The sequence below is a fragment of the Bifidobacterium simiarum genome, from assembly GCF_002802905.1.
Classification (GTDB): domain Bacteria; phylum Actinomycetota; class Actinomycetes; order Actinomycetales; family Bifidobacteriaceae; genus Galliscardovia; species Galliscardovia simiarum.
Window position 1 is genome coordinate 50,743 of record NZ_PEBK01000009.1, and the last position, 13,122, is coordinate 63,864.

The 13,122-nt window shown below is 61.0% G+C and carries 9 protein-coding genes; 4 read left to right on the plus strand and 5 right to left on the minus strand.

Annotation, left to right across the window (positions count from 1 at the left end):
* Positions 1 to 197: 197 nt before the first annotated feature.
* Together CSQ87_RS08965 and CSQ87_RS08970 are read left to right on the plus strand one after the other, a co-directional pair.
* The gene (locus tag CSQ87_RS08965) at positions 198 to 1,466 is read left to right on the plus strand and encodes an MFS transporter (protein WP_100513538.1); all 1,269 of its coding nucleotides are present in this window, start codon (positions 198 to 200) and stop codon (positions 1,464 to 1,466) included.
* A 541-nt stretch (positions 1,467 to 2,007) separates the two neighbouring features.
* Positions 2,008 to 3,669, plus strand: a complete 1,662-nt coding sequence (locus CSQ87_RS08970) for an aryl-sulfate sulfotransferase (RefSeq protein WP_100513539.1) — start codon at positions 2,008 to 2,010, stop codon at positions 3,667 to 3,669.
* Between the two features lie 175 nt (positions 3,670 to 3,844).
* On the opposite strand, the gene CSQ87_RS08975 is transcribed toward CSQ87_RS08970, so the two are convergent.
* Positions 3,845 to 4,882, minus strand: a complete 1,038-nt coding sequence (locus tag CSQ87_RS08975) for a LacI family DNA-binding transcriptional regulator (RefSeq protein ID WP_100513540.1) — start codon at positions 4,880 to 4,882, stop codon at positions 3,845 to 3,847.
* Between the two features lie 295 nt (positions 4,883 to 5,177).
* Here CSQ87_RS08975 and CSQ87_RS08980 point away from each other — a divergent pair, with 295 nt between their 5' ends.
* Together CSQ87_RS08980 and CSQ87_RS08985 are read left to right on the plus strand one after the other, a co-directional pair.
* A complete protein-coding gene (locus tag CSQ87_RS08980) occupies positions 5,178 to 6,968 on the plus strand; it encodes a glycoside hydrolase family 13 protein (protein WP_100513582.1) in 1,791 nt (596 codons plus the stop codon).
* Positions 6,969 to 7,086: 118 nt separating this feature from the next.
* Positions 7,087 to 8,349, plus strand: coding sequence for an MFS transporter (locus CSQ87_RS08985; protein ID WP_243388901.1), 1,263 nt, complete (start codon positions 7,087 to 7,089; stop codon positions 8,347 to 8,349).
* Between the two features lie 186 nt (positions 8,350 to 8,535).
* Here CSQ87_RS08985 and guaB read toward each other — a convergent pair whose 3' ends face one another.
* From guaB to CSQ87_RS09005, 4 genes are all read right to left on the minus strand, one after another.
* Positions 8,536 to 10,083, minus strand: coding sequence for an IMP dehydrogenase (gene guaB / locus CSQ87_RS08990; RefSeq protein WP_100513541.1), 1,548 nt, complete (start codon positions 10,081 to 10,083; stop codon positions 8,536 to 8,538).
* Between the two features lie 182 nt (positions 10,084 to 10,265).
* Positions 10,266 to 10,796, minus strand: coding sequence for a Cg1360 family ATP-synthase-associated protein (locus CSQ87_RS08995; RefSeq protein WP_100513542.1), 531 nt, complete (start codon positions 10,794 to 10,796; stop codon positions 10,266 to 10,268).
* Positions 10,797 to 10,950: 154 nt separating this feature from the next.
* The gene (locus CSQ87_RS09000; RefSeq protein WP_100513543.1) at positions 10,951 to 12,180 is read right to left on the minus strand and encodes an MraY family glycosyltransferase; all 1,230 of its coding nucleotides are present in this window, start codon (positions 12,178 to 12,180) and stop codon (positions 10,951 to 10,953) included.
* Positions 12,177 to 12,854, minus strand: coding sequence for an L-threonylcarbamoyladenylate synthase (locus CSQ87_RS09005; RefSeq protein WP_100513544.1), 678 nt, complete (start codon positions 12,852 to 12,854; stop codon positions 12,177 to 12,179). The genes CSQ87_RS09000 and CSQ87_RS09005 overlap by 4 nt, the downstream gene beginning before the upstream one ends.
* Positions 12,855 to 13,122: the final 268 nt, after the last annotated feature.

Below are 13,122 nucleotides of genomic sequence, written 5' to 3' on the forward strand. Positions count from 1 at the left end.
TCGACGCGAGATGCATGACTGCGTCAGAGAGGGAGGGGTATGCGATGCTCGACCGTAAGCTAGCGCCCGGCTCGACCGGGCGCGGGGCCGAACGGCCTTGAGTGTGTCGAGCATCGCATACCCCGACCGGTCGCGTCACAGGCTCCATCATTCGTTATCTGACACAACAGCAACTCAAGGAAGAGGAGAAAAGGAAAATGTCCACTGCAACAGTGAACCCGACTCCCGCAAACACCAAGTCGGAGAAGTGGCGCTACGTTGGCGGCTTCATGGCCTTCGCCGTGCTGTCCGGCGTCGCCTTCTTCGGCACTATGTCGGTGCTGGTCCCGCAGCGTCTGCGTGCGGACCTCGGCATGGGCGCCACCGAGTCGACCGCCGCGCTCGGCGCCATCAACTCCGCAGGCTCCATCGCCTCGATCTTCATCGCCCTGTTCATCGGCGCCCTCTCCGACCGCACCGCCAGCCGCTGGGGCAAGCGCACCCCGTGGATCTTCACCGGCGCGTTCATCTACGGCATCTGCTTCTGGTCGCTGAGCCGTCCGTCCACCGCCGTGCTTATCGGCATCTTCTACGTCATCGCCCTGATCGGTCTGAACATGGTGCAGGCCCCGATCTACGCGTTGATCTCTGACCGTGTTGAGGAATCCAACCGTGCGACCGTCTCCGCGGCCATCGGCGGCGGCGGCGTGATCGGCCAGGGCATCGGTACGCTCATCGGCTCCCGCTTCATCGAAAACGTCGAGATCGGCTTCGTCTGCACGGGTCTGTGCGCTCTGGCCGCCGGCGTGCTCGCCGTCGTCATCACCCCGAAGGAACCGTCCTCCAAGGACATGGTTAAGGACACCTCCAAGCCGATGTGGAAGGTGATCGTCGAATCCCTCACCCCGCCGCTGAAGAACTGCGGCGACTTCTACCGCGCGTTCATCTGCCGTACCTGCCTCATCGTCGCCTACCAGATGATCTTCAGCTACCAGCTGTACATCCTGACCGATCACATCGGTGAGAGCACCAAGCAGGCTGCCGTCTCCATGTCCGTGATCTCCGTGCTCACCATGGTCGCCTCGATGATCGCCTCCCTGATCTCCGGCCCGATCGCCGACGCCCTCCACCGCCGCAAGGCCCCGATCGCCGTCGCCTGCGCCGTGTTCGCCATCGGTCTGGCCATGCCGTGGATCTTCCCGACCCAGATGGGCATGTTCCTCTTCGGCGGCATCGCCTCCTTCGGTTACGGCATGTACCTCTCCGTCGATCAGGCTCTGAACGTCGACGTGCTGCCGAACAAGGAGACCGCCGGTAAGGACCTCGGCTTCATGAACATCGCCACCTGCGCCGGTCAGGCCATCGGCGTGGCGATCACCTCCAGCATCGTCGCCGCCACCGGCTCCTACAACTTCGTGTTCCCGACCGCCATCGCCATGGCCGCGATCGCCGCGATCGCCGTCCTCGGCATCAAGCGCGTCAAGTAACACCCTCCCTCCCCTGCCGGAGCAACCCGGCGGGAAGCGCCAAAGCGTTGTGGCCTCGGCAGAGGTCGGGGCCACAACCCCAACTCAAGACGTACCCGTCCATCCCTCCCCCAGGCCCCGCAGCCCAAAAGGCTACGGGGCCTTTTCCTATTCCCACTCAGATGCCATCACCAAAGCACCCACCGACAGCCGTCAACATCGCCCTTCCACAACATCACGCCACCCGATACCCCACGGATCACCCCATTACCGGCTCGCACACATGGCCTCTTATGGATGGCGACGTCAAAAGCGGGGTTTGCCGCCGCAATCCATGAGAATCACGCTGGTTTCGATGGATTGCGGTGCATATCGGCGATTATGCGCTGCAATCCATCACGCATCGCCACCGAATCATCCGTGCGGATGATTGCCCCGGCACATCATCATTACTAGAATTCTTGCCCCTGTTTTTCACGGTTCATCCAGCCAAACCCCAGTCATGGCGGAGATCACGGCCCTACGGTGCGAATATCTTCCTTCCCCGTTTCGAAAGGTCACCATGAATCTCAGGGCTCGCACGATCCAGACCGCGGCCAGCGCCATAGCCGTCGTGGCATTGTCCGCCACGGTCTCGCTCGCCGCATTCTCCTCCGTTGAACATGCCGCGGCGGAATCCGACGTCTCGGCGAAAATCGCGAAGATCTACACCGAGGACTACCAGCAGCAGGCGCAAACCGATCTCGACAGCCAGAAATCATCCGGCGAATGGACATCCGACCACATGCTGGTCGCGAACAATCCGTACGGCACCAACACCACGTCGCTCTACGTGTACTTCACAACCGACGACGCGGTGAAGGTCTCCTACACGGTGAGCGCGCCGAAGACCGACTACCCGGACTTCTCCGCCACGCCATCGGGCGGCGACTCCTACGCCACCGTGCATGAATTCCAGGTGATCGGCCTGATCCCCGGCGAGGAGAACGACATCACCGTCACGTTAACCAAGCAGGATGGCAGCACCACCACGCACACCATCCACCGCAAGGCGCCGTCCACGATCGGCGGGGAGCAGATCCGGCTCGACCGCACCGTCACCGAAACCGGCACCGAAACGCAGTACGCCGGCACGATGGGCAACGGCCTGTACGCGGTGCTCGGCAACGACAGCAACGAGCAGGACCTCATCTACCTCTACGACGACTACGGCGTGCTGCGCGGCGAGATCCCGATCCTCTACTACCGAGCCCAGCGTCTCGTCTTCAAGGACGGGCTCATGTACTTCAGCGCCTCCACGCACGACATCGTGGCGATGAACAGGCTCGGCCGCATCGAGAAGTTCTACAATCTCGGCGAGCGGTACATTCTCCACCACGACTACGTGTTCGACGACAACGGCAATCTGCTCGTGCTCGCCACCGACATGAAGGGCAATTCCGTGCAGGACAAGGTCGTACGCGTGAACCTCGCCACCGGCAAGACCACGCTGGCCGTGGACATGGGCACGCTCATGGCATCATACAAGGCCGGCACCAAGCACGACGCCGACGCCAAGGCCACGTCCACCGACTCCGGCTCCGACGCATGGGACTGGATTCATCTCAATACGATCCAGTACGTGAGCGACGACGACAGCATCATCGTCAGCTCCCGCGAAACCTCCTCGATCATCAAGATCGACGACGTGAGCACGAAGCCGACGCTGAAGTACATCATCGGCGAGAGCACGTTCTGGCAGAGCACCGACTACGCGAAATACAATCTCACCAAGATCGGCGACTTCCCCAGTTCGGGAGGCCAGCACACGGTCACCTATGTGAAGGATGATTCGCTGCCGGACGGCCAGTACTACCTCTACATGTTCAACAACAACGGCGGCGTGAGCTCCACCACCGACTACGACTGGTCGCAGATTCCCGGCATGGTGACCAACCTCGCCTCGCAGGACTCGAGCAACAAGTCGTACTTCCAGAAGTATCTGGTGGACGAGAAGGCAGGGACCTATAAGCTGGTCACACGGTTCGCGGTGCCGTACTCCGGCTACATCAGCAGCGCCGAGGAGTATTCGGACGGCACGATCATCACCGAATCGGGCATCAAGGGTGTGTGGGGCGTGTACACCGCGGACGGCACCCTGCTGCGCGACTACACGATGACAATCAACAGCGCCTTCATCTATCGCGTCTTCAAATACGATTTCAAGGATTTCTGGTTCGCATAGCCCGTATCGTCTCACGTGGGACGGGCGGCCCATGTGAGGTCACGCAACAATCGTTGAAATCGCAACAACGGTCAACCACGCTCACGCGGGACGGGCGGCCCGCGTGAGCGCATATTCCCCGAGCAACACGCCAAACAACGATCGAAAGACACCACGACCCGCCCAAGCCGGGCAGTCAGGATCGCCGCATTCGATCAACGGTACGCCGCAGAATAAGGGACGGAGAAACCAACTCATGCGGCAGAGGCAGTGGCTCACCACGCATGAGTCGAAGAATGCGATCCGCCGCGGCCCGCCCAAGAGCGACGGGATTCTGCCTGATCGTGGTGAGATGAGCCACCGGAGCCACGGTACTATCGTCAAAGCCAATGACCGATATGTCGCGAGGCACCTGCACACCACACCGTTCAAGCTGATCGATAAGCAGTACCGCAAAGGCGTCCGTACGCACGCAAATTCCCGTGGGATAGGTGGAGTCGGAAACAATTTTGGTGGCAGCCACCGAAGCGGCCTCCTCCATGGATTCATAATGCGACAGTAAAGGCATGGCGACGTGCACCAATCGGCTTTCATCCAAACCACATTCAAGACCCGCACGGCGAAAACCATCGGCACGGACGCTGGCACTGTATTCGAAGTCGGCACGGGCTGGTTCGTCCACAAAGGCCAGACACTCATGCCCCAAAGAGACTAGAAGGCGCACTGCCTGCGTCATCCCCTCACGATCGTCGATGCGCACTGAGGCATCAAAGCACCCCTGAGACGGTGTGTTCAAGCCCACAGAGGGTAAAGCCAACTCCCTCAATTCGGCCCGCTGCTCCTCATTGAGATCAATGGACACCACAATCATGCCGTCCGAATTCTTGGAGTCAGGCAGCTGAGCGAAAAAATCCTTCAACTGGCGTTTGGATGAAGCCACGCAAGGCACAAGATCATAACCTTGTGGCGCAAGCACCTCGTATATTCCCTGCAAGGCCGAGGAACTAAACCACGTATTCATACCGGCCGATAGCAGAATGGTCACACGATTGGTTTTCCCCGAAGCAAGCGACGCCGCACTTCTGGAAAAGGAAAAATGCAATTCCTCCGCGGCCCGACGAACCTTCGCCCGAGTCGCCTCCCGAACCTTGCCATTACCACGCAACGCCCGAGAGACCGTAGCCTCGGACACTCCCGCCCTGGCAGCCACATCACTGATGGTCGCTCTGACCATGGCTCCTCCGATCAATCACATGCCGCATACCATGAAAATGTAACTTACATTATTTATGTTAATCGCTTACATTATTGAAAAACAAGGCGTATCATACATTATTTGCATTATTTTATGTAAGCGTTATACTAATTTTCATCAGGAAGCACTAAAGCAAAGACGCAATACATAATAAAAAATATTGCAGAATAACCGATACCAAAAGTATCAACCATAATGTAAGCGCTTCCAACCACAAGACAAACGGTGCATTGCCGCACCATTAAGCCACCCCTGCGAAGGAGCCCAATTGCCCATCCGAAATCCCCAGTCAGATGAACAGACATCGGCAACAGCCGTCACGAAATCCACAGATTCCGCCTCCTGGTGGAAGCAGGCCGTCGTCTATCAGGTCTACCCCCGCTCATTCAAAGACTCCACCGGTTCCGGCATCGGAGATCTCGCCGGTGTGACCGAGAAGATCGACTACCTCGCCAAACTCGGCGTCGACGCCATCTGGCTCAGCCCCTTCTACCCCTCACAGCTCGCCGACGGCGGCTACGACGTCGACGACTACCGCAACGTCGACCCCAAGCTCGGCACCATGGACGACTTCGACGAACTCAGCACCAAGGCACATGCCGCCGGAATCAAGATCATTGTCGACATCGTCCCCAACCACAGTTCCAATCTTCACCCTTGGTTCCAAGATGCGCTGAAGGCCACCCCCGGCTCCCCGGAGCGCGACCGCTACATCTTCCGAGACGGCAAGGGCCCCAACGGCGAACTGCCACCCACGAACTGGACTGCCAAATTCGGCGGCCCGGCATGGACCCGCGTGCCCGACGGACAATGGTACCTGCACATGTTCACCGTCGAGCAACCGGATTTCAACTGGAACAACCCCGAAGTCCGAGAGGACTTTCTCACCACTCTGCGTTTCTGGTCCGATCACGGCGCCGACGGCTTCCGCGTCGATGTAGCGGCCGGCCTTGCCAAGGATCTGGACCGTGACGATCTGGACGATTATGACATTTATGGCATCGGATTCTCCGTACCGATTCCCAGCGATGGCTCACATCCGGTATATGACCGCAATGAAGTACATGAGATCTATCGGGAGTGGCGTAAGGTCTTCAATGAATACGATCCGCCCCGATTCGCGGTGGCCGAAGCATGGGTGAATCCGGATCGGCAGCCCCTATTCGCCAGGCCGGACGAACTTGGTCAGGTGTTCAACTTCGAATTCGCCAAGAAAAATTGGATTCGAGACGAAATGCATGAGGCCATCGAAAGCGGTATCGAATCGGCCGAGCGTAATGGTTCCACCTGCACTTGGGTGGCTTCCAATCATGATGTGCCCCGGCAGGCATCCAGATACGGACTACCTCAGATCCCTACCCCCGGCACTCATCAGCTTGCCACGGATTGGCTGTTAAGAGACGGCAAATCGTATGTAGAACGGCGAGATCTCGGCACACGTCGCGCTCGCGCGGAAATCATGATGGCCCTCTCGCTGCCCGGCTCCGCATATCTCTATCAAGGTGAAGAACTCGGTCTGTTCGAAGTGGCCGACATCCCATGGGAGGAGCTGGAGGATCCAAGAGCATTCGGCATGTCTCAGGCAATCTCCCAGAAAGGACGCGACGGCTGTCGCGTACCGCTTCCGTGGAACGTTACTCGCGACGACACGACGTCCTTCGGATTCTCACCCGCGGTGAAAGCCGATGGTACACCCAGCGAAACGCCGCATCTCCCCCAGCCGTCATGGTTTGCCGATTATGCGGTAAGCGTCGAGGAATCCGATCCGACTTCCATGCTCAACCTATATCGTGCTGCGCTGGAATGGCGACGAAAGCTGCAAACGGATGATCTTACGCTGACATGGCTTGCCGAGGACCAAAGTTCCAACGCCCCGGATGGCGCGGAAGGCAGCACCGGCGGAGTCATCGCCTACCGGAGGGCCAACGGCTGGGCGAATCTCACCAATTTCGGATCTCAGCCCGAAGCACTGCCCGAAGGAGAAATCCTGCTGACATCAGGACCACTCACCCCTGACGGAAAACTGCCACAGGATACTTCCATATGGATCCAGCTCAACGACTAATGCCTTAGGAAAACCTAACCCCATAGAGAATCAATCACCGTTTACCAACCAAACACAGGAAACTCCCATGTCCACCAATACTTCCCCTGAAACTGCCATCGAGCCGAAACAACCGCCCATGAATCCCGAAGACGGATACGATCCGAATCGTCTGTTTGGTCTTTCCCGTCGCATGCAGCGTTACTTCGCCGGCTTCCTGATGTATTCCTTCCTGCACGGCGTAGCCTTCAGCATGATCGTCTCCGTGCTGATGCCCCAGCATCTCAAGGATATCGGTCTGTCGAATCCCACTGCCATGCTTGGTATGATTAGCGCCGGCGGTTCTCTTATCTCCATCTTCATCAATGTGATCGTCGGATCGATGTCCGACCGCACCCGCTCTCGATTCGGCCGCCGCAAGCCGTGGATCTTCTGCGGCGCAATCATCGCCGGATTCTCCTATTGGGCCATCGGTAACCCGCAGACCGGCATCGGCGTAGGATACGCCTACTGGTTCGCCATGATCGGCAACAACATGATGATCGCCCCGATCGTGGCCACTCTGTCCGATTCCATTCCCCAGCGAAGCCGAGCCACGGTATCCGCGGCATATGGCGGCGGCCAGGTGGTTGGCCAGAGCGTCGGCACACTGCTGGGATCCTTCTTCATCTTCCAGCCCATCATCGGCTTCATCGTGGGAGGTCTGTGCATGGCGGCCGGCGGTCTGATCATCACCGTGATCAACCCCAAGGACCGTTCCACCGCTCAGGAGCCGAAGAACGAGGATCCGGTCTGGAAGGTCATTCTCGAAACATTCCGCCCGCCGATCAAGGGTGCTGCGGACTTCTGGAAAGCGTTCCTGTGCCGCACCGGCCTGATCGTGGCCTATCAGATGATCACCTCGTACCAGCTGTACATTCTTCAGGAACACGTCGGACTCACCAAGGCCGATTCCGCAGCGGCCATCTCCGTGATGTCCATCATCACACTGGTGGTTTCGCTACTGTCCACCGCGGTCTCGGGGCCGATCTCCGATAAGATCGGTCGCCGTAAGCCTCTGGTCATGTTCGCCTGCGGCCTGTATGCAGTGGGCATCGCCATGCCATGGCTGTTCCCCAGCCGCATGGGCATGTTCCTCTTCGCCGCCATCGCGGGCTTTGGTTACGGCATGTACCTCGCCGTCGATCAGGCACTGAATGTCGATGTGTTGCCGAACCCGGAGGAGGCCGGAAAGGACCTCGGTATTCTCAACATCGCCACCTGTGCAGGCCAAGCCATCGGCTCCGGAATCACTTCATGGATCGTAACGGTGACCGCGGCATACACGCTGGTGTTCCCCACCGCCATTGGCATCGCGATTTTCGCAGGCGTGCTCGTCTTCACCATCAAGAAGACGAAGTAGCCCACCGAGACGGTCATCCTGTGTGGGACGTCTGAATCCACACAATATAGCCCACACAACATAGGGGTCTTCCTCACATTGAGGAAGACCCCTATTGCAGTCTATTGCAGTATTCGAATCGTGAGGCCTCGATCAGATCTGGCCAATCAGATCAAACCGGCCAGATCAAACCGACCAAATCACCGATCAGTTGTGGAAGCCGGAGTAGTTCGGGGCTTCGGCGGTCATCACGATGTCGTGCGGGTGGGACTCGCGCAGACCGGCGTCGGTGATGCGGATGAAGTGGCCGCGCTCACGCATCTCGGCGATGTTGTGGGCGCCGATGTAGAACATCGACTGGTGCAGGCCGCCGATCATCTGGTACAGCACGGCGTTCAGCGGTCCGCGGTACGGCACCTCGCCTTCGATGCCTTCCGGCACCACCTTGTCGCTGCTGGTCACGTCGGCCTGGAAGTAGCGGTCCTTGGAGTAGCTCTTCTTGCCGCGCGGGGCCATGGCGCCGAGGGAGCCCATGCCGCGGTACAGCTTGTACTGCTTGCCGTGCAGGAGCACCTTCTCGCCCGGAGCCTCCTCGCAGCCGGCGAGCGTGCCGCCGAGCATCACGGAGTCGGCGCCGGCCACCAGGGCCTTGGCGATGTCGCCGGAGTAGTGGATGCCACCATCGGCGATGCAGGGCACGCCGGCGGCGCGGCAGGCCTGAGCGGCCTCGTACACGGCGGTGAGCTGCGGGACGCCGACGCCGGCGACCACGCGGGTGGTGCAGATGGAGCCGGGGCCCACGCCGACCTTCACGGCGTCGACGCCGGCGTCGATCATGGCCTGGGCACCGCCGCGGGTGGCGATGTTGCCGCCGATGACCTGCACGTCACGGAAGGCGGGATCGTTCTTGATGCGGCTGATCATGTCGCAGGCGAGGTGGGCCTGGCCGTTCGCGGTGTCGACCACGAGCACGTCCACGCCGGCCTCCATCAGCGCGGTGGCACGCTGCCACGCGTCGCCGAGGAATCCGATGCCGGCGGCCACGCGCAGACGGCCCTGACCGTCCTTGGTGGCGTCCGGGTACTGCTCGGTCTTCACGAAGTCCTTCACGGTGATCAGACCGGTGAGCTTGCCGTTGCCGTCGACCAGCGGCAGCTTCTCCACCTTGTGCTGGGCGAGCAGACGGTGGGCGTCCTCCTTGGTGATGTTGGACGGACCGGTGATCAGGTTCTCCTTGGTCATCACGTCGCGCACCTTGAGGTGGTCGTAGTCCTCGGAGGCGATGAAGCGCATGTCGCGGTTGGTGATGATGCCGACGAGGCGGTCGTCGTTGTCCACCACCGGCAGGCCGGAGATGTGGAAGCGGCCGCACAGCTTGTCGAGTTCGGCGAGGGAGACGTCGGGGTGCACGGTGAGCGGGTCGGTGATCATACCGGATTCGCTGCGCTTGACGACATCGACCTGCGAGGCCTGATCGTCGATGGAGAGGTTGCGGTGCAGCACGCCGATACCGCCGTTACGGGCCATGGCGATGGCCATGTCGGACTCGGTGACGGTGTCCATGGCGGCGGAGATGGCCGGAACCTTCATCGTGATTTCGCGGGTGAGATGGGTGGTGGTGTCCACCTCGGAGGGGATGACGTCGGTCTCCTCGGGCAGGAGCAGCACATCATCGTAAGCCAGTCCAAGCTTCTGGAACGGCGACGGAAGGGGATTGAATACGGACTCTTCTGCTACGGAATTGATTGAAGCCATGAACCCACTCTATAGGCGCTTGACGACTTCACCGGGCATGCGGTGTCGCCGGGCCCGATCCGCCTTAGGCACTGTACCGTAACGGATCCGTAAGCCGCCGTTCATTTTCCACGATCCGGAACGATTCGCACGAATGTTGCCGTATTGTTATCCGCCGTTGACTTCCGGGGATCGACACGGCCTCAGTCGTCGAATCCGGAGTCGTCCTTCCGACGCGTCGGCGGATCGACGTACGGCACGCGGCTGGTGGCGGCGGTGTGCATTTCGGCGAGCAGAATGATGCCGGCGCCCACCGCGATGAAGATCGCGCACAGCTTCGCGTCAAGCCACGTCTGACGCTGGATGGCGAGCAGCACCACGAAACAGATGCCCACCTTGATCAGCCAGCCGAGCAGGAACCAGGTGAGGTAGGCGGCGGGCCGCAGGTGCAGCCGGCTGAGCACGGCCACCAGCAACGGGTTCGACAGGCAGAACATCACGGTGGTGAGCGTGGCGATCACCGCCGACCAGATGCCCGGCCAGCCCACGAACATGTAGCCGACCACGATGGCCACCACCGCGAACACGCCGATGAAGAACAGGCTCTCGTGGATGGCGCGGCCCATGAGGTCGCCCACGGTCTCCTCGCCGAGGCGCTTGCCCTTGCCGAATGGCTTCCTGGCCTTGGCCTTATCCTTGGCCACGGCTTCGTTACGATCTTCCGATTCGCTCATCGATTCCTCTCCCCTATTCCGTATCGGGTTCGTTACGTTACGTGTTATTCGGTTATTCGGTTATTCGCGGTTATTCGGTCATCCGTTGCGGTATTCCGTGTATCCGTTGCGCATTATCGCAATGCCGACGGCCGCTCACACCCGCCTAGGCCCATCAGGCCCGCCCACGTTCCTCAGGCCCCTCAGGCCGCTCGTGCCGACCGCCCGCGGCTACCGTACCGGCACTGTGTTTCGGCCGGCCCGATCCGCGTGTCTGCTCGCGGGCCGCGGCCAGTGCGGCGTTCTCCGCCCTGATCTCGGGAATGCGGTGCTTGAGGTACGGGTACATGGTGATCACGGTGAGTAGCACCGTGGCGATCGCGAATCCGATGCCCACGTATCCCACGGGGAAGAACAGCACCATGATCGAGCCGAAGGCGATCAGTGCGGCCCATCCCCACAACGTCAGGACGGCGCCCTGCACGGTGTGGCCGATGCGCAGCATACGGTGATGCAGGTGCATACGGTCCGGGTGCATGGGCGACTGCCCCTTGCTCACGCGCCGGATGATCGCCAGACACATGTCGAGCACCGGCAGAAACAGCACGAGCACCGGCAGCAGGATCGGCATGAACACCGGCAGGTAGATGCTGGTGTGGATCGTGGCCGGATCGATGCGGCCGGTCATCACGATCGACGCGCAGGTGACCAGATATCCGAGCAGCATCGAACCGGAATCGCCCATGAACAGTTTGGCCGGATGCCAGTTATGCAGGATGAAGCCCACACAGATGCCCACCAGCGCCACGTCGATCAGCGTGGCCATCGACGCGTAGTTGGGCGACGAGCGGGCGATGATGTACGAGTAGATGGCGAAGGCGATGCCGCCGATCGCCACGATGCCCGACGACAGCCCGTCCAGACCATCGACGAAGTTCACCGCGTTGATCGAGGCGACGATCAGAATGGCCGTGATCGCCATCGAGACGCTCGGGGATGCGGCGACCAGCGAGCCGAACGGCAGGGAGACCACCTGAAGACCACCCCACGCCACGAACACGGAGATCGCTAGCTGACCGGCAAGCTTGAGCATCCAGTCGAGGTCCCAGCGGTCGTCGCACACGCCGAGCAGGCACACGCCGATCGCGCCGATGACGATGATCCACGGCTGCATGCTGCCGGCGAACAGACGGTTCGTCAGGTTCAGTCGGCTGGCGAACATCATCGACACCACGAATCCCAGCAGCATGCCGACGCCGCCCATGCGGGGCGTGGGCACAGTGTGCACGTCGCGGGCACGCACCTCGCCCACCGCGCCGAATTCGATCGCCATGTGGCGGATCAGCGGGGTGAGCAGGTAGGTGACGCCGCCGGCCACCGCGGCCACGAACAGATACGTTCTCATGCGCGGGCACCTCCGACGGCCGACGCCGTCGTCTCGTGCAGAGCGGCGCGGATCTCCGTCTGCGGGATCACGCCTTCGCGCAGGATCGCGATGCCGTCCCGCCCATGCGGATCGGCCGCGACCACCGTACTGGAGACCGGACCGGGGGTCGGCCCGCCGTCCAGATACAACGACACCGATTCGCCCAGTGCCTCGGCCGCCTGCTCGACCGTCTGGGCCGATTCGCCGCCGGAAAGATTGGCGCTCGACGCGGCCAGAGGCCCGGTGGTGCGCAGAATGCGCAGCGCGACCTCGGAATCCGGCACCCTGATGCCCTGCGTACGGCTCGGATGCTCGTTCGGCCGGAATCGTACGGTGACCAGATCGCAGTCCGGCCCGGCCACGCAGATCGGCGAGAACGCGCCGGGCACGAACCGGCGTGACAGACGGTCCAACGGCACCGGCAGATCGAGTCCGAGACGGACGACCTCGGTCATCGAGGAGAGCAGCACCTGCAGCGATTTGGCCCGGGGACGCCGCTTGGCCCGGAAGATGTTGTCCACGGCCTCGGCGTTGCGCGGATCGCAGGCCACGCCGTACACCGTATCCGTCGGCACCACCACCAGATGCCCCTCGCGCACCAGACGGGCGGCGAGCGCCAGAGACTCGTCATCGACCGGACGAATGTCCACCATTACGTGTTCCTTTCCGCCGCCGGCCGGTCACGGGCCGTCCGCACTGCCACCGTTCTGCCACCGCTATCGGACTTACCTGTTGCGTATTGCTGCACTTGCCTGTTATCGAACTTACTTAGTATGGCACAACCCCGTCATCGGCATACACATCGGGTCAGCCACCGGGTCGATCACCGTGTCGGCACCGGGTCAACGCCGGTCCATAGAATAAGAACGTTCTAATTAATGTGATGATCGAACGATCGACCATAACGGCGATCCCGACCAC